The organism is Candidatus Obscuribacterales bacterium, from assembly GCA_036703605.1.
GTDB lineage: Bacteria > Cyanobacteriota > Cyanobacteriia > RECH01 > RECH01 > RECH01.
Genome location: DATNRH010001083.1, coordinates 7,501 through 29,441, shown reverse-complemented (window position 1 = coordinate 29,441; position 21,941 = coordinate 7,501). Strand labels below are relative to the sequence as shown.

The window sequence follows — 21,941 nt, the reverse complement described above, 5'->3', positions numbered from 1 at the left end:
AGACGACACAGAACAGTATCAGGATAAGACATCCCTATGCTGTCAAAACCTAGCCAGAAAATTTGGCACACGCTCACAAAGCCTTAGGTCAATGGTCGCAGAACATCTACAAACTCATTGAGAGCTTTGAACATCTTGACCTATCCTCAACGAGAGCATCACCGCTATTCACGATGAACCGAAGACTCTCAATGCCCCTTCGTGGTTAACGCTAAACGTTAAGTATTCTAACCATGAATTTACCAACGTTATTCTACTTCAGGAGATAAACCTAGGATTCTTCACGGTTTCTTCAAACTACATCATGAGCATTCAACATTATTCCTGAAACTAGCGCTCGTTTGCGTTGATCCATGTCTCACGACTAGAAACTATCCGCAGAACGCACGGCTCGCCAGCTGTTCCATAGTCTGCCCCTGATTGGCTGTTGGACATCGATATGGAGACCGTGCCAACATAAACAGGAACCACTGATGTTAAAACTGTGATCAATGTTCCTTTGATAGCCGAATGATCAACTAAACCCTAGCTATAGCGAGTGCTTCAGAGGTTGACTGTCTTGCCCCACTAGGAGCTTGACCTTTGTTTGATAGGTGATCGCCCTATCTATGACCCTCTAACGGCAACGAGTGTCCACCAAGGCAGTGCGATCGCCTGTGGTGGAGCATTCGCCTTGCTCTAAACCATGCTCATGGATTCCATGACGACCTTCGGAGCCCTAGACCCAAACCCAAGCCTTGATCACAGTGCCTTCAATTATTAACTAGGAGTGAGAATCAAAGCTCTATGTATGACTGCATCATTGTGGGCGCAGGCCCAGCCGGGGGAGCAGCAGCGTACCATCTTGCCAAACGGGGGCGCTCGGTTCTCGTGCTGGAAAAGGAATCTCTGCCCCGCTATAAGCCTTGTTGTGGCGGTGTTTCTCCGCAGATTGCCCAATGGTTTGATTTTGACTTCTCGCCCGCCATCTCCATGAAAGTGAAGACGGTGCGCTACACCTGGAAAATGGAAGACCCGGTGGATGCGGAAATTGAAAGCACAGAGCCGGTGTGGATGGTGCGGCGAGATGTATTTGATCATTTTTTGATCCAGAAAGCCCAAGAGCAAGGCGCTGAACTCCGAGATAGCACCGAGGTAACGGGCATTGAATTTAAGAGCGATCGCTGGCAGGTGAACACAGCTCAAGGACCCTTAGAAGGTCGGTATCTTGTGGCAGCGGATGGTGCAAAAGGGCCCATGGCTAAATGGCTGGGCTTTAAGGAGTATAAGCGTCGCCTGGCTGGAATGTTGGAAGCAGAAACGCCCCAGCAAGGGCAGGATATCGACCGAATTTATTTTGAATTCGGCATGGTTAAAAATGGCTACATTTGGAACTTTCCGAAGGCGGATGGTTACTCCATCGGCATCGGCACATTCCGGGGGGGCGAATCTCAGGACTTTAACGCCCTTTTGGCGGACTATGCCAAGATATTTGGTGTGGATCTCTCCAGCGCCAAGCAGTTTGTCCATCCCCTTTGTCTCTGGGATGGCGATCAGGTTCTGCATACCCAGAATGCTGTTCTGGCAGGGGAAGCAGCCTGCGTGGTTGACCCATTTACCGCAGAAGGGATCCGTCCGTCTATTCTCACCGGCGTCAAGGCAGCGGAATCGATCGATGCAGCCTTGGGAGGCGATGCCAACGCCCTAGCACACTACACCCAAGTGGTGAACGAGGTATGGGGCAGCGATATGGCCTGGGCCCAGCGGTTAGCCGGTGTATTCTACCGGGTGCCGGGGATTGGTTATAAAGTTGGTGTGAAGCGGCCGTCGGCCACCCAACGCATGGGTCAGATTCTCTGCGGTGAGTTGCGCTACGGAGATGTGGCTAACCGAGCATTGAAGCGGCTCAGTTCTGGACTGATTCCCGGTATGGGGGGACGTTAGGTCTGAGGTCTGGGGGCGATCGCCCCTATTGCAATTTAGCGATCGCCCCTTGTTCCACCAGGGTTGTTTGCGTTAAGAGATCTCGCACCGTGGCCACCAGGGTGCGATCGGCCGTAACGGCAAATTGTACGGTGATGCGATCGCTGCCCAACTGTCCTGGTGGATTCAGGTGGGCAACACACACGGGATTATGGTGGGTTTCTAGGGAACGGTAGGATTCTTGGCGATGGACGGCGCTGCTGGTCATCCGTCCTTGGGCGTCGTAGGCCAGTTCGGCTTGGGCTACGTCGGCAACTTCGCCAATATCCAGCCGAATTTCCCGTTGCCCCTCTTGGGCCACCTGCAGGGTCAAGGGTTCAGAACGACTGCAGGGGTACGTCGTCCCCTGGTCAAACAGCTTGAAGTAGGAATAGGTTTTGCTATAGGGCTCCCACAAACGAATGGCGTAGCTGTGGTGCAGGTAGTCATCCACCTCGCTAATCTGGCTGAGGGCGATCGCCCCATGGGCAACGGCTTCAAAGGGCTTGTGCATCTTCACCCGCTGCCGCCCAAAGTAGGACAGCATCAACTGCTGCACCGCCAACAGTTGGCAACTGCCGCCCACCAGTAAAACCAGTTCAATATCCGCCTTGCCCACGCCTTTTAGCTGGGCGATCGCCAACACCTCATCCAACGCCTGACGCACCTGGTCGAGAAGCTGCTGGTCTTCCAGCAAGTCTGCCAAGCCGCGTTGCGTCAACGTCAGGTCATAGGCCCGAAACGACTCATCATCCAGCCAGCTTTCCGTCGCCGTCTCCTCCGACGACAGCCGAATTTTCAGCCGCTCCGACCGTTCCAGCACCATTTGCCAGCCGGTTTCGCCAATCTGCTCCCGAGTTAGCCCCAACTGCTGCAAACAGCGCTCCCCAATCCAGCGATCGATATCCACCCCGCCCACATAGGCATCGGCTTTGGCGATCACCTCCGCTTTTAGCGATCGCTGCCCTTGGGTGGTGGGAACGGTGCGCACCAAACTCAGATCGAGGGTACCGCCACCAAAATCAATCACCAACACCCGCGATCCCGGCCGCCGCACTGCATAGCCCAGCGCTGCAGCGGTAGATTCATCCACCAACTGCACCGTCGGCACCGCCAACCGATCGCCCAGGGTACGAAACCAATCGAGGTAGCGCTCAAAAGCTCCCACCGGCACGGTGAAAATCAGGTGACTGGGCGTCATGCCCTGCTGCTGCACCTGCTGCCAAAGAGTCTGCAAGAAGGCTTCTGAAACGGTAGCGGCGGTATAAAGCTGGCCATCCAAGGTGCGGGGCGGTGGCTGAAAGTCGGCAGCTAGATCCCGCTTAAACCCCTGGAAGTAGCGATCGGGCTGGACGTGTCCCAAGCGCTGCGATCGCACCGATTCCCCCACTATCAAGGTCTCAGCATCTTTTACAAAGACTAGGCTAGGGACCACACTCACCGCCCCCCGAGGTGTTTGTATCCGGCGCGAGAGCCGATCAAACACTAGGGTTTGGGGCCGTTGGCTGGCCACATCTTGAATGGCAACGACTGTGTTGCTGGTGCCAAAATCAATGGCGATCGCTGTCATACCCTGATTGCTCAACCCTTCTGTGTCACATCATCCTAGCGGTTTTTTAGCGTTGCAGGTCTGGAACCTTACAAACCGGTGGACTCAATGAAATGAAGCTTGCCGGGTTTCGACGTCGCTCAATGCTCAAAGTCTTATAAGAAGAGGGTTGAGCGACGTCGAAATGCTTGCCAATCGTTATGTCGTCCCACTTGGGTCTGGAACCCTGTAGTTCTAGAGTCTTGCCGTTCTGGAACCTGGTAGCTCTTAAGCTTTGTGGTTATTGCACATTAGACGGCAGCGTGCGGCTCACCTTCGCGGGACAGAGAATGCGATCGCCCTGGCGGTAGCCCACAAATCGCACATAGACCGAGTCGCCCGTGGAGATATCCTCCTCATCGGGCTGATGCAGGTGAGGATCAAACGACACCGAGTCCCAAGGTTGACCAATGCGCTCATAGCCCCACTGGTTGAGCAGGTGATCCAACGGTGTCAGCATCGCCATCAAATGTCGGGCCGGAAACTCCGGCTGACGATCCACCATCTGGGCCGCGCTCGGGTAACCAATCAATAAAGATTGCAATGACTCGAAAGTGTCTAGGCGAGATTGAGCGATCGCCTGTTCCTCCTGGGTCTGTAATTGCGCCTGGAGCCGCCGACACTGTTGGCGTAGCTCGTTCACGTCGGCATGTTCGATAGACGGCTGAGACGACCCACTGCCCAACACCGCTAGGGTGGTGATCGGGGCAACAACGGTCATCACCAGATCAAAGAGAAAAAATCCACTGGCTCCAATCATGATGACGCTGAAATCCTGTTAGTAAATGATGAAGAGTGTGCAAGCGACTGGGTGAATCGGTCAGGGCGACGAGATAGATTGGGAGGCGATCGCTGGCAGCATTGTTGCCACCTCCGTGCCAGCGTCATACTCCGGCTTAAACTGGCGTTGCTCTACCTCACCCAGAGCTTGCTCCATCGCCTGGGTTGCACCAAGACAGCCGCTTCCCAGACCATCCATCACCGTTTCGATGATCTGTCCATCAGGGCCAATGCGATATTCAATGCGTTGATACTCAGCCATAAACGTTACTCCCAAGCTTGATGGGCAGCTCTTCTCTACTATCTTCTCTACTATAGTGACCTCTCATCGCCTGTGAGATAGCCCGGCTTTTATGAAAGTTCGCGGCTGGGTACCAAGCCAACGGGCTAAAATAAGAATCTACGCCACTTTGAAGAAACATGAAGCTATCCTCACTAGGATGGTGTCCCAGTTTGTTCTGCGCGATCGCAGCCCGGTGCAATGGAAATCCCAACTTACACTATGGATCTCACCTTTCAATTTGACTCCATCGACGATGCCCTATCTGACCTGAAGGCCGGACGTTCGATTGTGGTTGTAGACGATGAAAATCGCGAGAATGAAGGGGATCTGATCTGTGCTGCCCAGTTTGCGACTCCCGACATGATCAACTTCATGGCCGTGGAGGCTCGGGGGCTGATTTGTCTGGCCATGATGGGCGATCGCCTAGATGAGCTAGAACTACCCCTGATGGTCAGCAGCCATTCCTTTGAAGATAGCAGCGAGCAAACTGCCTTCACCGTCAGCATTGACGGAGCTCTGCATCTAGGCGTCACCACCGGCATCTCGGCGGACGATCGGGCTAAAACTATCCAAATTGCCATCAATCCCCAGGCCAAACCCAGCGACCTACGCCGTCCGGGACATATCTTTCCCCTGCGGGCTCGGGAAGGGGGCGTGCTCAAGCGGGCCGGTCATACGGAAGCTGGGGTTGACCTAGCGCGCCTCGCAGGACTGTATCCCTCAGGGGTGATCTGCGAGATCCAAAACCCTGATGGTTCCATGGCCCGGTTGCCAGAACTGGTGAAGTATTCCAAAGAGCGCAACCTCAAGATCATCAGCATTGCTGACCTGATTAGCTATCGCTTACAGCATGAACGGTTCATCCGACGAGAGACGGTGGCCGATCTACCCTCCCAGTTTGGTCAGTTCAAAATCTATGCCTACCGTAACCTACTGGATAACTCCGAGCACATTGCCATGGTCAAGGGTGACCCGACGAACTTTGCCCAGCAGCCCATTATGGTACGGGTGCATTCCGAATGCCTCACCGGCGATGCCCTCGGCTCCCTACGCTGCGACTGTCGGATGCAACTGCAGGCAGCCCTGAAGATGATCGAGGCGGCAGGGGAAGGCGTTGTGGTTTATCTCCGTCAAGAAGGACGCGGCATTGGGTTGGTGAACAAGCTCAAGGCCTACGCCCTGCAGGATATGGGTCTTGATACAGTGGAGGCTAACCAAAAACTCGGCTTTCCTGCCGACCAGCGCAACTATGGCATCGGCGCGCAAATTCTCAACGACATCGGTGTTAAACAGTTTCGCTTGATCACCAATAATCCCCGCAAAATTGCCGGGCTCAAGGGCTACGACCTAGAGATGGTAGATCGGGTGCCGCTCCTGATCGAGGCGACATCCTACAACGTAGACTATCTCACCACCAAAGCCCAAAAACTCGGGCACTTGCTGCTGCAAACCTATCTGGTGACAGTCGCCATTCAATGGCAAGATGAACCCGATTCCGTCACCGAACGCTACGATCGCCTCGAAAAATTGCGGCATCTTACCACTGCCCATGATCTGCTGCTGCAAGAAGAAGCCCGCCCCATGGCGATCGCCCTCTTTGGTAAATCCTCCCTCACCTTCCATCTAGGGCTCGATCAAGCCAACGTCGCCGCCGCCGACTGGTACCAAGACTGCACCCATCCCTACGTCCTCGCGATCGGGCAAATCTTAGACAACTTGGCAACCTGGAGCACCGTGCAGCAGCTTGAATTTTTGGTGTCGCCTGGTGGCGATCCCTTCACCAATCTGCAGGTGAAACTGCACCGGCAACTGTTCCGCCTGGATCAATCCAACGGTGAAACCTTACGTCCCTCAGAACTCTGTGGACAGCTTGAAACCCAACGCATCTATGTCTTTTCTCGGCACACACCAGCAGATTAGGCTGATCGACTTCACAGCCTTCATCTAGTTGTAGCGATGATCGTGAATGTCAAACTGACGTTAGGCGAGAGAATAGTTGCCGACCCAAACATCGTAATTGCCAGCATTGCTAGCGCCTAAAACGCCCTGGGTTTGCCCGACGACATAGACATGGTTGTCTGCGCTAACCGTGATGCCGTAGGTTTCCTCATCTGCTGCGGTGCCAAGTTGAAGACTGGCGATCTCGCGACCGCTGCTGGAGTATTTAACGATCCAAGCATCACTACCGCCTTGATGGGTGCCAAAGAGGGAGCCTTCGGTTTCGCCAGTGACATAGATATTGCCTGCTGCATCCAGGGCGATCGCTTGAGCTTCATCGAGGCTGCTGGTACCAAACTGGTTGAGCCACTGCTGTTGACCGTTGGTGTCATACTTCACAATCCAGGCATCGGTGCCGCCAGCGCCGGTTTGCCCTGGCAGGCTGCCCTCGGTGTGGCCTACCGCGTAAACATTGCCGGCCCTATCGACGGCCAAGCGCCGTGCTGTATCGGTGCTGCCGGAATCTAGGGTGTTAAACCAAAGCTGGGTGCCGTTGGCGCTGTATTTAGCAATAAAGGCGTCGCTGTTGGCATAGGGATTGCCGGGATTGTTGATGTCCAACTCAGCGTTGGTAATCCCCGCTACGTAGATATTGCCCGCTGCATCTACCGCAATGCTGGTAGCGGCGGCCTGTTGGCTGATGGTGTCAAAATCTCCAGAACGCTGTTGAAGACTGCCGCCACTGGTGTAGCTAGCCACAAACGTATCGCTAGTTGGAGATAGGGATAGGGAGACTTGAACGGCGGCCCCAGCGAGCAGCACGGTGCCATTGGCATCAACGGCGACATCTGCAGCAGAGTCAAGGGTGCGAATATTTCGGGTGTCTTGTGCTTGGGATATCAACTCACCGTTGATGGTGCGATAGTGGGCCAGAACTGCATCACCGGATCCTAGGAAAAAAGGGCTAAGGCTAGGCCTGCCCAAATTCCACGTGCCGACGGCGTAGAGGTTGTCGTTGGCATCCATGGCTAGACCGGAAAAGATGTCTGTCCGGTTGGTGCCGACTTGGTCTATGTCAAGTAACCCACCGCCAGCGTTAAAGGCAGCAATAAAGGCATCCTGTCCACCGGCGGAGGTGCCTGCCAAATTGCCGCCGGTGGTGCCAGCGATGTAGACCCGATTCCGGCTATCCACTACGATGCCGTAGGCGTAGTCGTTGGCGGCGGTGCCGATTTGACTAATCCACTCTTGGGTCAAGGTTTGCGTCAGGAGAGGATTGGCCTGAACAGTGAGGGCGTAGCGGGTCTGGGCATTGCCTCTGGGCGTCACCCGTAGGTAGTAGGTGCCAGCCTCTAGCTCCGTGGTGATGCGTTCGTTCCTGGTGCCTGCTTGGGTGGAAGCGTCTAGGAGCCGACCCTGGCTATCGAGTAGGCGTAGGTCGGCATTGGCCTGTAGGTTGGAGAGGCGGAGATCAATCTCGCGAGCCTCATCTAGAGTGAAGCGATAGAAATCATTGCGGTCGGAGGGCCCCACATAGTCACGGAAGGTACGGAGGCGATCGCTTGCTATGATTGCCCGAGCTTGACCCCGGCTGTCCCCAGCTCGATCTACATTGGCACTCATGCGTAGTTGGTATCGAGTATTCCCCTGCCCTTGGTAGACCCGAACGTAGTAGATGCCAGGATCGAGATTGAGGTTAATGCGTTCATCCTGGCGACCAGGGCGAGCTGATCGGGCAATGCGACTGCCATTTCGCCGCTGCAGCTCCACATTGGCATTGGCCTGTAGCCCGGATAGGGTGAGGTCGAAGCTGGTGCGTTGCTGAAAGCGTACCTGATAGTAGTCGTTGGGGGTGACCCGGCTGACAACATCCGTAAATGTACTTGGACGGCTACCAAGTTGAATTTGTGGGGCCTGGGCACGAGTATTGCCTGGTGACGTTGTCATGGTAGTGCATCCGTAATTATGGGGAAATTCCTCCTAAACTGCCCCATACTAGAGGGCGATCGCAACCGTCTTACGGAAACTTTATACAAACTTCACTCAGTACATGAGCGGTCAAATCTCTAGCTCAATCCCTGTCCTCCTGCCCGAGTCCTTCGATAAGCCGGGTAGACGCATTACAATATCTTCAGCACGATCGCTTTTCTCTAGAGATTTCTTAACCTGTTCACCCCCCTGAACGCTCCGTTTTCCTCGGCTGACCCGCTGACCCTAGGTTTCGTTGGGATGCCTAGCTGTTGGGGGATGGGTGGCATGGGAGGCTGAACGGCTAGGGCTGAAGGACGAAACGATCGGGTACTCCGCTTGCATGGTGAATTGAGGCTCTATGACTGACGCACCCGTCTCTCGCATTCGTAATTTTTCGATTATTGCTCACATCGACCACGGTAAATCCACCCTGGCGGATCGCTTGCTGCAATCCACTGGCACCGTGAGCGATCGCGACATGAAAGAGCAATTTCTCGACTCGATGGATCTAGAACGGGAGCGGGGCATTACTATCAAGCTCCAGGCAGCCCGGATGCACTATCAAGCGCGGGATGGCGAACAGTATGTGCTGAATTTGATCGACACGCCGGGGCATGTGGATTTCTCCTACGAGGTGTCGCGATCGCTAGCTGCCTGTGAAGGAGCATTGCTGGTGGTGGATGCCTCCCAGGGTGTGGAAGCGCAAACCTTGGCGAATGTGTACCTAGCGCTAGAGCACAACCTGGAAATTATTCCTGTCCTCAACAAGATTGATCTCCCTGGGGCTGATCCAGAGCGGGTGAAGGCAGAAATTGAAGAGATTGTTGGCTTGGACTGTAGCAATGCTATTTTGGCCTCCGCCAAGGAAGGAGTTGGCATTGACGACATCCTAGAGTCGATTGTCTACCTCGTGCCGCCGCCCCAAGACACCATGAAGGAGCCGCTGCGGGCCCTGATTTTTGACAGCTACTATGATGCCTATCGCGGCGTGATCGTCTATTTCCGCGTGATGGATGGGGAGGTGCGCAAGGGCGATCGCATCCGGCTCATGGTTTCGGGTAAGGAGTATGAAATTGATGAACTGGGTGTGTTGTCCCCAACCCAAGTGCAAGTCGATGCTCTCCATGCCGGTGAAGTGGGCTACTTTGCAGCGGCCATTAAGTCGGTTGAAGATGCTCGGGTTGGCGATACCATCACCCTTGCCAAGGGCTCGGCTAAGGAGCCGCTGCCGGGCTACACCGAAGCTAAGCCTATGGTATTTTGCGGACTCTTTCCCACTGATGCCGATCAGTTTGAAGATCTGCGGGAGGCCCTGGAACGGCTGCGCTTAAATGATGCAGCGTTGCAATATGAGCCAGAAACCTCCAGCGCTATGGGCTTTGGCTTCCGCTGCGGGTTCCTCGGGCTGCTGCATATGGAAATTGTCCAAGAGCGGCTGGAGCGTGAATATAACCTGGATTTGATTACTACGGCTCCCTCGGTGATCTACAAGGTGACGACGATTGATGGGGCGGTGTTGATGGTTGATAACCCTTGTCAGTTGCCCGATCCGCAGTATCGCGAGTTGATTGAAGAACCCTATGTCAAGGTAGAAATGATTACCCCGGAGGCCTTCGTGGGTACCTTGATGGAGCTAGGGCAGAGCCGGCGGGGTGAGTTTAAGGACATGAAGTACCTAGCCCAGGGGCGCACCACCCTCACCTACGAGATTCCCCTAGCGGAAGTAGTCACAGACTTTTTCGATCAGATGAAGTCGCGATCGCGGGGCTATGCCAGCATGGAATATCATCTAATTGGCTATCGGGTCAATCCTTTGGTGAAGCTGGATGTGTTGATCAATGGCGATAAGGTTGATCCCTTGGCGACGATTGTCCATCGTGATAAGGCCTACTACGTTGGTAAGGCGCTGGTGGAGAAGCTTAAGGAATTAATTCCCCGCCATCAGTTTAAGATTCCCCTACAGGCGGCGATTGGGAGTCGAATTGTTGCCAGTGAAAGCATTCCAGCCCTGCGCAAAGATGTCTTAGCCAAGTGCTACGGTGGGGATATTAGCCGCAAGAAGAAACTATTGCAGAAGCAGGCCAAGGGTAAGAAGCGCTTGAAAGCGATCGGTACGGTGGATGTACCGCAAGAAGCGTTCATGGCGGTGCTGAAGCTTTAGGCTAGTTGCAGCTCTCTAACGCCAAACGGCCACCCCATGGGGTGGCCGTTTAGTGATCTTAAGGTTGAGCGATCGCCCCTGCTGGATGGATGGTCGCTAGACTCCAGTGGGGCTGAGTCCCGAGGGCATGATGAGAGCCCTATGATCGCTGGGGGCTAGAGGCTGACGGGTGTAGAGGGGTCAGACTGCAGTTCATCTTGACGCATAGTCAAAAACCGAATGATGTCTTCACTAAAGCGCATGTCCCGTTCCATGGCAGCAACCGCCGTCGGCTCTGCTTCATAGTTCATTTGGATGTAGATCCCTTCTTTGTGGTTCTGAATTTCGTAGGCTAGGCGACGTTTGCCTCGGTGTTGGGTATCAATAGACTCAACGCCGTTATCTTTGAGAATGCCTTGATACTTAGTGATCACTTGGTCGGCCATCTCTTCACCCAAATCTGGGCGTAGGATGTACATGGTTTCGTACGCACGTTTCATAACAAACAACTCCTTATGGACAAGTGGCCTCTGCTGTAAAATTGCCCTAGTCCTTTTTTGACTCAGTAGACATGGAGCGATCGCTCCTCAATCGTCTTTGGTCTGCCCTCTGACGAACGGATTTTCTGAGTCGTATGACATGGCTCAGCAAAGGCAAGGATATATAATCATACACTACGTTTAGGTCAACCCACTATGGCGCAGCGCTACGTTCGAGTTAAAACCCCGCCTGGGCAGCTTTATTATGGGTTACTGCACCTCGATCGCCAAGTGCAGATCCTGGATGCCCCGCCTTGGTTAGGGGGGCAATTAACCGAGCAATTTCTCAATCCAGATGAGTTTGATATTCTGGCTCCCTGTGCGCCGTCTAAAATTGTGGCCATTGGCAAAAACTACGCCAAACATGCTGCAGAAATGGGAACGCCTGTGCCGGAGGAACCGCTGATTTTTATGAAGCCACCGACGGCGGTGATTGCTACCGGACATGCCATTGAATACCCACCTCAGTCTCAACGGATTGACTATGAAGGCGAGTTAGCGCTGGTGATTGGCGATCGCTGTTTTAACTGCACGCCCGAGCAAGCTCGGTCAAAGATCTGGGGCTACACCATCGCCATTGATGTCACTGCCCGCGATTTGCAACAGCGCGATAATCAATGGGTGCGAGCTAAGGGGTTCGATACCTTTTGTCCCCTCGGGCCGTGGATTGTTCGAGAACTGAGTGCTGGAGCCATGCTGCAGACGTTTCTCAACCAGAACAAGGATCCGGTGCAGTGCGCCTCGATTGACACGATGGTAGTGTCACCGGAGCAGTTGGTGTCCTATATCAGTCGGGTGATGACGCTCCTGCCTGGTGATGTGGTGCTCACCGGGACGCCGGAGGGCGTAGGGCCGCTGCAGGTGGGGGATGTCATTCGGGTGGAAGTGGAAGGCATTGGCAGCTTGGAGAGTTCGGTGATTGCCCGTCCTGAGCCAGAACCTAATCCGTCTCCCTCCGGGGAGGATGCGATCGCTCCCTAGCCCCTTTTGTAGAAACTCGGACTAAGGCAACATCAAAACGCGGGAAGGATGTCCTCCCCGCGTTGCTGCATGATTGTTAACAGGATTGAAGCTGAACTACACCCTTGCCGCTACCACTTTTTGCACCGCTTCAATAATTTGAGCCGGTTGCACAATGGTTAGTGCTTCCAGGGTACCGTTGTAAGGCGTGGGGATGTCTTGCGATGCCAAGCGCAAAACAGGGCCATCCAGTTCATCAAAGAAGCGATCGTTAATCGATGCGGTGAGCTCTGCGCCGATGCCGCCCGAGCGCATACATTCTTCAACGATGATCACCCGATGGGTTTTGGCAATAGATGCTCCAATGGTCTCAAAATCCAAGGGCTTCAGGGAAATTAGGTCGATCACCTCAGGATCGTACCCCTCTTTCTCCAAGGTTTTAACCGCATGCATGACGTGGTGGCGCATTCGTGAGTAGGTGAGGATGGTGACATCCTTGCCCTTGCGCACCAGTTCTGCCTTGTCTAGGGGCAAAACGTATTCGTCATCTGGCAAATCTTCTTTGAGGTTATAGAGCAGCACATGCTCAAAGAAAATCACCGGATTGTCATCACGGATGGCGGCCTTGAGTAACCCCTTAGCGTTATAAGGCGTAGAGCAAGCCACCATCTTCAAGCCAGGTACACCTTGGAAGTAGGCTTCTAGCCGCTGGGAGTGCTCTGCCCCAAGCTGCCGACCTACCCCGCCGGGTCCACGAATCACAATAGGAATTTTGAAGTTGCCACCGGAGGTATAGCGCAACATGCCGGCATTGTTAGCAATTTGGTTAAACGCCAACAACAGAAATCCCATGTTCATGCCTTCAATGATCGGGCGTAACCCTGTCATTGCGGCTCCGATCGCCATTCCTGTAAAACTATTCTCTGCGATCGGCGTATCGAGCACCCGCAGATCGCCATATTTTTTGTACAAATCCTTCGTGACTTTGTAGGAACCGCCATAATGTCCCACATCTTCCCCTAGCACAAAGACGCTAGGGTCGCGGGCCATTTCTTCATCGGTTGCTTGACGGAGAGCGTTAAATAGAAGGGTTTCTGCCATCTGATGGAAGGAAATGTATCTAAGGGTTCAAACTCGATATCTGTCCAGACTACAATTCTAACGGGACGCGGGCCTCTTTCGTGATCACTTAAAAAGTTCTCTAGTCTTTTTTTAAGGAGTTGGGTTTTTGTCCAAGGCTAGTCTAGGGCTTAGACGGCATGATGATAGTGTTCCATGCGTCTCTTTGTATACTAAAACTAGCCTTCTAGGACAGGATGAATCCTTGCGTTCCTTTTCCTGAAAGTCTGACCATGCAATCGCGCTTAATCCGACAACCCATTTGCCCTGTGAGTGTGTGGAATGATAGATAAATTTCGGTGGATCATGCGATCGCTCCTAGGGCGGCTGTTTATTCTAACGCTCGTCTCTGCCCTGTTTATGATCGGTGTGAGCCAAGGTGCATTTGCCCGAGCCCGAGTGTTGTTCAACCTCAGAAGTGAGCCTGTTGAAGCAGAATTGCCAACGGTTGAAGCAATTCCCAACCCCTTTAAAAATCCTACTCTCTTGCCTGCGGTACCCAATCCATCCATTGGCTATGATCCTCCCCAGCGTACTGCCATGGCCGATCCCAGCAACTACGATAGGCGGGTTCTGCAAGATGTCGATGGTCATTTGCTCACCAATTCTCTTGTGGTGGTGCTCCATGAAACGGTCGGGACAGCCCAAAGCGCCATTTATCTATTCCAAACCCATCATCCTGATGATTGGGATCAGGTGAGCTACCACGTCATCATCGAACGAGACGGCACGGTCGTGTATATCGTTCCCATTGAAATGCGAGCCTTTGGTGCAGGCAACTCAGTTTTCGTCAATGCCAATGGGCAAGTGGAGGGTGTGCGCACCAATCCCGATTTTCCCCCCTCGGTGAATAACTTTGCTTATCACATTTCCCTAGAGTCTCCACCAGGCTCCTGGGAATCTGGGCCGACCCATCGCGGCTATACCGAGGAGCAGTACCAGTCTTTAGCTTGGCTGCTGGCTAGAACCGACATTCCCGACGATCGCATTACCACCCATGAGGCCGTCGATCGCACCGAAAGCCGTATCGATCCACGCAGTTTTGATCGGGAGCGGTTTCTGGCTATCTTGCACCAGTATCCTAATCGCCGCGCCTAGGGGGCAGCGTTTCGTAGAAACCGTAGTCTTTGTAGCAGGTGGCTGATAGTTATATGACAGAATATGAGAGATGGGAATGCATGTTCGTACGTAAGGGCATCCTGAAAATGTAGTGAGGTTAATTGGAAAAACAGCAAAACCTGAACCTAATGGTAGGCAGGTCTAAAATAAGTATGGCTGGTGCGATCGCCCCTGGCGTTGAGAAAGCGATCGCCTCTCCTCGCGGGAGCAGAAAAAACTTCGCTAGTATTGAAGATGAATCGATTATGAGGCGTGGCTGTTGCAGGCTAGCGTATACGTTGAACAGTCCGCTTTACCGAACTCACGTCTTGCATTCCCATGGAATCTAGTAGTCAATCTGATATTCCTCCGAAATCCACTGCTACTTGGCCTGGACAGGTTATGGGAACCATCATTGCGCTACTGACGCTAGTGATTCCACTGTTGGCGATCGCCTACGTCTCCTCTCAACCCCTAGAGCCATGGCCGCCAGCCCCTTATCCGGTTCTGCGTTCAAACGTTGGATCCGGTGATTAGTCCTAAGTGTGTTGCCCTAAAAGACCCAAGTCATCTCTGGTTCACCCTCTTCAGTTCTAACCAGACCCGTCGAGGCGAGTCCGTCTTCCACTAAAATGCTATTCGGGAGATGGTGTTGGTGCGATCGGTCATGGTGCTCTATAGAGTCAAAAATGGAGCGGTCAATGGTGAGTCTAAAACCTTGCCTAGTTACCTGGCTTGCCGATCTCCCAGCCGCACCCAGTTTGTTCACTGAGTTGTACTAGCCTGGAGATTTTTTGTGGACTTATCACGCATTCCTGCCCAACCTAAACCGGGTCTAATCAACGTTTTGATTGAGATTCCGGCTGGCAGCAAAAACAAGTACGAGTATGACAAGGATCTAGAGGCGTTTGCCCTCGATCGCGTTCTATATGCATCGGTGCAATACCCCTACGACTATGGATTTGTGCCCAATACCCTAGCGGAAGATGGCGATCCTCTCGATGGCATGGTCTTGATGGATCAACCCACCTTTCCCGGTTGTGTGATTGCGGCACGTCCCATTGGTATGTTGGAGATGATCGACGGGGGCGATCGCGATGAAAAGATTCTTTGTGTGCCTGACAAAGATCCGCGCTACACCCAAGTGAAATCCTTGAGCGACGTCGCTAGCCATCGCTTGGACGAAATTGCTGAGTTCTTTAAGACCTACAAAAACCTTGAGAAGAAGGTTACGGAAATTCTCGGTTGGAAAGATGTTGATCAAGTAGCTGCCCTTGTGAATGCCTGCATTGCTCGCTACAAATCTAACTAACGTCGTCCTATCTGCCAAGCGGGCGTTGTCACACCTCACCCATAGAAACAACCCCCATGAAGAGAAGTGGTGGGGTGAGCAACGCCTATCGCTGATGATAAATAACACCGGTTTAGGGATGATGCCGGGGTTTTAACCTCATTAGCCGGGCTTGCTACTTTTTTCTCCTCATTCACGTCAGAAGAGTATCCCGATAAGAGGTTTAGGGCTGGTATATACATGAAAGACATTCTTAATGAAGCTGCCCGATGGCTTAACGTGTAAGCGTTTCTGTAGGGATTCTTGGTCGTTCGTTGATGTGTGTATCGTTTGAGATAACGGCTGACAGCAGCACGGCTGACAGTAGCATGGCTGATAAAAGACAGTAGCGTTGTGCTCTACGTGGCGCAGATACGTGAGAGGTTTGTCTTCACTGAGCCTTAGGCTAGGTGGTATGGGGTGCAACATCTGAGGGCATCACCCGATGGCAGACCATAGCGATGAAGAGTAGCATCGATTAAGATGATCACATCATCAGCATCTAAAGTTTCAGGGGTAGAGTTGCTTGCTGTTTTTTTGCACGACCTATCATCTTGCCGAGAGAGCCATCCCTTGGTTTAGATACTAGAACCTAGATCGTTGCTGTTCTTCGGGAACCCATTGCAGACTGTATCTAGAACTGGGTAGCTATTGTAAATCGATATGCATTCCTCAGTTTTGGGCATACTTAAGAAGCGATGGTTTATTCAGATCTCAGAGAAGAGTTCATGATCATGAACTCGGTTGGTACGACGACATCCAACTATGGTTAATTTGCTCGAACAATGTCAGGCATTGATACCCCAACTACTCATGCTCAACCTGTTTCAATTCATGGTATTGCCCCACCCAAGCCGATGAGCACTGAAGCGTTCATGGTGTATTTTTGGGGCGTTCGGGGTTGTATCCCCACGCCCAGCCTAGAGACCGCCCGCTACGGCGGTAATACAGCCTGTGTAGAACTGCAAGTAGCAGGAAAGCGCCTAATTTTTGATGGCGGTACGGGGTTACATGTATTGGGCAATCACCTGCTAAAGCAGATGCCTGTTGATGCGCACATCTTTTTCACCCATACTCACTGGGATCGGATCCAGGGATTCCCATTTTTTATGCCTGCCTTTCATCAAGGCAACTGCTTCCACATCTACGGCTCTGTGGGCTTAAACGGAGCCTCGATTAAGCAGCGACTCTGTGATCAGATGTTGCGCCCTCATTTCCCGGTGCCTCTTCAGGTGATGCAGGCTGACATGCAGTTTCACAACATCTCGCCAGGCTCCATCATCACGCTCGATGATGTGACTGTTGAAACTGTTTCGTTGAATGGTACGAACAGTTCTCTTGGGTATCGGGTCACGTGGGAAGGGCGATCGCTTGTCTATGCCACCGATACAGAGCATAACGGCCGCAACGTTGACCAAAATGTACTGTACTTAGCCAGTGAAGCAGATCTACTCATTTACGATGTAGACTATGCCGATCGCGCTTACTATGATCCAGCGGTAAAAGCGGTCACCCGTCAAACCCAAACCTGGAAAGAGGCGGTAGAAGTGGCGATCGAATCTCACGCCAAGCGAGTCATCTTATTCCACCACGATCCACACCATGAAGATGACTTCTTAGACCACATGGAACTGGAGGTTCAGGCAACCTTCCCCCATGCTCAGTTGGCCCGAGAGGGAATGGCTATCAATCTTCTAGAGTAAAGGAGAATGAGGTGTCTAAAGGGTTTCTCCCTCGTCCAATCGGGCGAGGGATTGTTGTTATGGTTGACTAGAGAACTGAGATGGGTGTCGGGGCTTGAGACAGAATATCTCGTTCCATCGTATTGATGAACTCTTGATTCTCAAAATACTGCATATAAGCCTGGCGAGCATTTTGAATAATTTGATTGGCTTCGTCTGGGTTCTCTAAGTAGTAGCGACACTTTTCTTCTAGATCCTGAAAGTCCCATCGGACAGGCACGTAGGTTTTGCCTGGATAGAAGATATTGGGCCGGGTGTCGATATGATCGACGGAAGGTTTGATGAGCAAGCATCCATGGCAGGCTGCTTCATAATCCCTCCAGGTAATTTCTCCCCATCCAAAGGGGCTGAACACGATGCGACTGCGTTTAATCTCATCTAGATACTGTTTGCTAGACACGCTGCGTGCTCCCTCGGGGCTGCGATCGACGGCAAGTTTGTACTGAGCCTCTAGGGGAACGAGCGCTTGAACGGCGGCTAGTCGATATTGACCGTACCATTCCACCTGTTCGGGCGGCCCAAACGACAGGCGGCAGAACACATCAATGTCTTTTTCTCCGGTTCGACGCGCTGGTTTGCGGAAGGTTTTGTAGAATCCTTGGGATGTGGCAAAGTTCCAGTAGGTGCCAATTCTTGATTCATACCCCTCTGGAGCCTGAGAGCCGACATGCCAGTTGTTGAGATCGTAGTTCAGTTCATGGGCTAGATAGTCGGTGAGGAAGCTACCGCCCACAAAGGGACGAGTATAGAGTTGAACGTCTTTAAGCCGCTGGTATTTGAGGAACTGATTGACGTAGGGCAAAACACTGAAGTATCGACTGCTGGTTTGGTCGAAGGGATCGAGGAAAATGATCTTTTTATAAGGGTTGTGTTTGCGAATATACTCCAGGCTACGTTCAGCCGTTTCGCTATCTTCTCGCCAGTCAGGACGAATGATGATCACATCAACGTTTTTCTTCGTAGAGGCATCACAAATATCGCTGAAGGTATAAGCCTGAATATGCTTGAACTCTAGGCATATCCTCCGACGAAGCTGCCGACGGTATAAAAAGAAAGGATACAGTTGAGCGGCTGCAATATTGTCGAGCTTGTTTTTCGAATTGCCGATTAGAAGTGCACGCATAAAGATAACGCCCCAGGAATCAGATAATTATGATGAGTCAAATGAGTGAATGCAAGCCTGAATAGTCCCACGATTGTCCCATGGGCGAGAAGTAGACCATGGGACTGCTGCGCTGTCATAAACGCTGGAAGAAGGGTCTAAGTTATGTAACCCAATCGTTCGTGATTGACTGACAAAACTCCTGCAATCTTGATTCCATCGTAGGATGGGTTAGCGTCAGCGTAACCCATTGGAATCTAAGCTGATGCTGGGTTTTACATTGCTCAACCCAGCCTACAGAAAAGATGGGTCAGTCAACCCGTTTGATCTACACCTTAAGATCAACCTTGAGAATATCAAACCTGCTTGTTTAACAGGTTTTTAATCTTCTGTTAACGTGTAGAAGCGGTATTAGTGGCATGATGGCAAAGAATAGGATGATAGAGGTGCATCCTACGGCGATCGCTACGACTAGCTATGTTCGATACTATTGTGAGATTCAATGTCTCTGAGTCAGATGGTTCGTGAGTTCATGCCTCCTGTCCAATCTCCTGCTAGTGTGACTGCATCACCATCGCTCAAACTTAACTCAGTACTTGGTGAATTGTCGCTACATCATTGCCAAGCTCACTCTCAAAGCACAGCCCAGGATATTGCTCGCCAATTCGATGCTGATCCCATGATCCCAGGCGTTGTGCTGCTTGAGCACAACCAGTTTGCAGGGATGATTTCTCGTCGTCGGTTTTTGGAGCGGATGAGTCGTCCCTATGCCCTAGAGCTATTTTTGCAGCGATCGCTTCAGACGCTATATCGGTTCATTGCCCATGAATTCTTAGTCTTGCCTAGCCAGACGCTAATTGTCGATGCAGTTCAGCAGTCTCTACAGCGATCGCCTGAAGATTTATATGAACCGATTGTGGTGCAGAGCGGTGATGACTACCGGCTATTAGATATTCATCAATTATTGTTGGCCCACTCCCGCATTCATGAGTTAGCCAAGCAGGTGATTCATGAACAAACTCAAGCGCAGATGTTTCAACATGAAAAATTGGCGAGCTTAGGGCGTTTGATTGCGAATGTGTCCCATGAGATTTTAAACCCGGTTAATTTCATTGCTGGAAATATCAATTATCTTGGAAACTATGGTCAGGACTTGCTGGCGTTAATTGATGTTTATGATGCAGATGATCATCAGAACTCTGCTCAATCTGATGCAATGAAGCAAGAGATTGAATTTGATTTCTTAAAAAAAGACTTTTCTGAAATTATTTCTAGTATGCAAGTAGGGGCCGATCGCCTCCGAAAAATAGCTGAAAGTTTGCGAACGTTTTCCTATCAACATAAAGATGAATATCAAGCAACAGACATTCACGAATGCTTGGAAAACACGCTGGTTATTTTAAGTACGCGCCTCCGCAATGTGGTGACTGTGGTGCGACAGTATGGTGAGTTACCCATGGTTTCGGTTTATCCAGGTCAGCTGAACCAGGTCTTTATGAACCTGATTAGTAATGCGGCAGATGCGATCGCAGAACGGCAACAGCAGCTCTCAACAGTGAAACGCGATCGCTCGTTAGCTGCTGTAGATTGGCAACCACAAATTACGATTACAACTCGACAACTTACACGGGATGAATTGCTTCACACCAGCGATACCGACGTTGACCGCTGGGTTTGTATTTCGATTGATGATAACGGTTGTGGTATCCCGGATAATCTTCAAAAGCGCATTTTTGAAGAGTTTTTCACAACAAAATCCGTTGAACATGGAACAGGTCTAGGCCTAGCTATTTGCCGACAGATTGTTTTCGAGAAACATGGAGGATGCTTACACCTACGCTCCCAGGTGGGTGTGGGTACAGGGTTTGATATTTTCTTGCCGATGCATGAGTGATTGGACATGACCATGGCAAAATCACTGACATCACGTCCTGGGCAAGACCTCAGGTTGGATTGATTTTCATCATGATTTCATCAAAATCTATGCCGTTAGAGAGGTTTTTCATGATCCAAGGTTTGCCAAACTGGTTTATTGGGGTGATGTGGCATCCGGTATAAAGCCAATCTAGTGACTTTAATCTGGTGTGCGTTGGGCATCTTCAGCTATGTCTGTGTATGGGTACAGGTTCAGCGATCGCCCCCAGCGTTGCCCTTGATCGTTGTGATCAGTTGTGACGAGTTGTCGTGACCATTGGCCAACGTTTATGCTTCAGCGATCGCCCTAAGGAGGATGTCCATCCCCACATTGGCATTTGTTCTAAGGGCTGTCCCCTACGGTCTAGAACCAAGAGTTTGGCTCAGTCCATATGGCACTCAATGCCGAGGCGATCGCCCCACTATTGTTCAGACTATAAGGTGAGGGATGATGACTTCTCCGACCTATGTAATGGCGCTGGATCTAGGTACCACAGGGAATCGAGCGATCTTGTTCGATCGCCGTGGTACCATCGCCGCCCAGGCCTACAAAGAGCTCACTCAGTACTACCCCCAGCCGGGTTGGGTTGAGCACGACCCCCGTGAGATTTGGGATGATACCTGCTGGGCGATGCAGGCGGCGATCAAAAAAGCCGGCATCCAACCGCAGCAAATTGCCTCTATCGGGCTGACTGTTCAGCGGGAAACTTGTTTACTGTGGAATAAAACCACCGGTCGTCCTCTGCATAATGCGATCGTCTGGCAAGATCGTCGCACCTCCGCCATGTGTCGCCAATTGGCAGAGCAAGGCTATGTCGATGAGATTTACGATCGCACTGGCTTGGTGCTGGATGCCTACTTTTCTGCCAGTAAGCTGCAGTGGTTGTTAAAACATCTAGAGAAAGATGATCCACCCATGGAGCCCAACAATATCCTGGCGGGCACTATCGATAGCTGGGTGCTTTGGAACCTAACTGGTGGGCAGGTACATGCGACGGACGATAGCAGCGCTAGTCGCACCATGCTGCTTAACTTGGTGAATCGGCAGTGGGATGAAAAAATGCTGGCCCTGTTTGGCATCCCACGGGAGATTCTGCCTAGTATTCAGCCCAGTATTGGCCACTTTGGGACGCTTGCACCGGATATTCTGGGTGCTGAAATTCCCATCACGGCGGTTTTTGGTGATCAACAGGCGGCGCTCTATGCCCACGGGTGCGATCGCCCTGGATTGTTGAAATGCACCTATGGCACGGGCTGCTTTTTGGTGTCCCATACGGGCAATGCGATCGCCCGCTCCAAAAACCATCTGCTGTCTACTATTGCCTGGACGCAATCCCATGGCGATCAAACTGAGGTGGGCTATGCCTTAGAGGGTAGTATGTTCACGGCTGGAGCCTGCATCCAGTGGCTGCGGGATGGGCTGAAGTTAATTACCGCAGCCTCAGATACTGGGCCCATGGCGGAACAGGTGTCTGATAATGGCGGAGCCTATTTTG

At 52.0% G+C, this 21,941-nt stretch carries 17 protein-coding genes (1 of these 17 running past the window's edge); 10 read left to right on the top strand and 7 right to left on the bottom strand.

Going from position 1 to position 21,941, the window contains the following annotated elements; all coding sequences use genetic code 11:
• Positions 1 to 786 precede the first annotated feature (786 nt).
• On the top strand, positions 787 to 1,923 hold the full coding sequence (locus V6D20_22305; protein ID HEY9818513.1) for a geranylgeranyl reductase family protein: 1,137 nt from the start codon (positions 787 to 789) through the stop codon (positions 1,921 to 1,923).
• Between the two features lie 25 nt (positions 1,924 to 1,948).
• Here the strand turns inward: V6D20_22305 and V6D20_22300 are convergent, their stop codons facing one another.
• The 3 genes from V6D20_22300 to V6D20_22290 all read right to left on the bottom strand — a co-directional run bounded on the left by V6D20_22300 (position 1,949) and on the right by V6D20_22290 (position 4,571).
• Positions 1,949 to 3,526 (bottom strand): Hsp70 family protein, encoded by a 1,578-nt coding sequence (locus V6D20_22300; GenBank protein ID HEY9818512.1) that lies wholly within the window; start codon positions 3,524 to 3,526, stop codon positions 1,949 to 1,951.
• A gap of 244 nt (positions 3,527 to 3,770) precedes the next feature.
• The gene (locus V6D20_22295) at positions 3,771 to 4,289 is read right to left on the bottom strand and encodes a hypothetical protein (GenBank protein HEY9818511.1); all 519 of its coding nucleotides are present in this window, start codon (positions 4,287 to 4,289) and stop codon (positions 3,771 to 3,773) included.
• A 60-nt stretch (positions 4,290 to 4,349) separates the two neighbouring features.
• Positions 4,350 to 4,571, bottom strand: a complete 222-nt coding sequence (locus tag V6D20_22290; GenBank protein ID HEY9818510.1) for a DUF2997 domain-containing protein — start codon at positions 4,569 to 4,571, stop codon at positions 4,350 to 4,352.
• A gap of 240 nt (positions 4,572 to 4,811) precedes the next feature.
• On the opposite strand from V6D20_22290, the gene ribBA reads away from it, so the two are divergent.
• The gene (gene ribBA / locus V6D20_22285) at positions 4,812 to 6,512 is read left to right on the top strand and encodes a bifunctional 3,4-dihydroxy-2-butanone-4-phosphate synthase/GTP cyclohydrolase II (GenBank protein ID HEY9818509.1); all 1,701 of its coding nucleotides are present in this window, start codon (positions 4,812 to 4,814) and stop codon (positions 6,510 to 6,512) included.
• 60 nt (positions 6,513 to 6,572) lie between these two features.
• Here ribBA and V6D20_22280 read toward each other — a convergent pair whose 3' ends face one another.
• Positions 6,573 to 8,477: an SBBP repeat-containing protein gene (locus tag V6D20_22280; protein HEY9818508.1), complete on the bottom strand. Its 1,905-nt coding sequence runs from the start codon at positions 8,475 to 8,477 to the stop codon at positions 6,573 to 6,575.
• Positions 8,478 to 8,859: 382 nt separating this feature from the next.
• Between V6D20_22280 and lepA the strand changes: the two genes are divergently transcribed.
• Positions 8,860 to 10,662 carry a translation elongation factor 4 gene (gene lepA, locus V6D20_22275; protein ID HEY9818507.1) on the top strand — a complete coding sequence of 601 codons (1,803 nt, stop codon included), beginning with the start codon at positions 8,860 to 8,862 and terminating at the stop codon, positions 10,660 to 10,662.
• Between the two features lie 36 nt (positions 10,663 to 10,698).
• Positions 10,699 to 10,821 carry a hypothetical protein gene (locus V6D20_22270; protein ID HEY9818506.1) on the top strand — a complete coding sequence of 41 codons (123 nt, stop codon included), beginning with the start codon at positions 10,699 to 10,701 and terminating at the stop codon, positions 10,819 to 10,821.
• Here the strand turns inward: V6D20_22270 and rpsF are convergent.
• Positions 10,818 to 11,141, bottom strand: a complete 324-nt coding sequence (gene rpsF, locus V6D20_22265; GenBank protein HEY9818505.1) for a 30S ribosomal protein S6 — start codon at positions 11,139 to 11,141, stop codon at positions 10,818 to 10,820. The genes V6D20_22270 and rpsF overlap by 4 nt on opposite strands.
• Before the next feature lie 195 nt (positions 11,142 to 11,336).
• On the opposite strand from rpsF, the gene V6D20_22260 reads away from it, so the two are divergent.
• On the top strand, positions 11,337 to 12,161 hold the full coding sequence (locus V6D20_22260; GenBank protein ID HEY9818504.1) for a fumarylacetoacetate hydrolase family protein: 825 nt from the start codon (positions 11,337 to 11,339) through the stop codon (positions 12,159 to 12,161).
• Positions 12,162 to 12,257: 96 nt separating this feature from the next.
• Here the strand turns inward: V6D20_22260 and V6D20_22255 are convergent, their stop codons facing one another.
• Positions 12,258 to 13,241, bottom strand: coding sequence for an alpha-ketoacid dehydrogenase subunit beta (locus tag V6D20_22255; protein ID HEY9818503.1), 984 nt, complete (start codon positions 13,239 to 13,241; stop codon positions 12,258 to 12,260).
• 300 nt (positions 13,242 to 13,541) lie between these two features.
• On the opposite strand from V6D20_22255, the gene V6D20_22250 reads away from it, so the two are divergent.
• From V6D20_22250 to V6D20_22240, 3 genes are all read left to right on the top strand, one after another.
• Positions 13,542 to 14,357, top strand: a complete 816-nt coding sequence (locus V6D20_22250; GenBank protein ID HEY9818502.1) for a peptidoglycan recognition family protein — start codon at positions 13,542 to 13,544, stop codon at positions 14,355 to 14,357.
• A gap of 796 nt (positions 14,358 to 15,153) precedes the next feature.
• Positions 15,154 to 15,669, top strand: coding sequence for an inorganic diphosphatase (locus tag V6D20_22245; protein ID HEY9818501.1), 516 nt, complete (start codon positions 15,154 to 15,156; stop codon positions 15,667 to 15,669).
• 875 nt (positions 15,670 to 16,544) lie between these two features.
• Positions 16,545 to 17,390, top strand: coding sequence for an MBL fold metallo-hydrolase (locus V6D20_22240; GenBank protein ID HEY9818500.1), 846 nt, complete (start codon positions 16,545 to 16,547; stop codon positions 17,388 to 17,390).
• Positions 17,391 to 17,457: 67 nt separating this feature from the next.
• Here V6D20_22240 and V6D20_22235 read toward each other — a convergent pair whose 3' ends face one another.
• On the bottom strand, positions 17,458 to 18,552 hold the full coding sequence (locus tag V6D20_22235) for a glycosyltransferase (protein HEY9818499.1): 1,095 nt from the start codon (positions 18,550 to 18,552) through the stop codon (positions 17,458 to 17,460).
• 658 nt (positions 18,553 to 19,210) lie between these two features.
• Between V6D20_22235 and V6D20_22230 the strand changes: the two genes are divergently transcribed.
• Positions 19,211 to 20,425, top strand: a complete 1,215-nt coding sequence (locus V6D20_22230; GenBank protein HEY9818498.1) for a HAMP domain-containing sensor histidine kinase — start codon at positions 19,211 to 19,213, stop codon at positions 20,423 to 20,425.
• Between the two features lie 468 nt (positions 20,426 to 20,893).
• Positions 20,894 to 21,941 carry the 5' portion of a glycerol kinase GlpK gene (glpK, locus tag V6D20_22225; GenBank protein HEY9818497.1) on the top strand. Its footprint extends 467 nt past the window's final position, so 1,048 of the gene's 1,515 nt are visible here — the first part of the coding sequence; its start codon is at positions 20,894 to 20,896; its stop codon lies beyond the right edge, outside the window.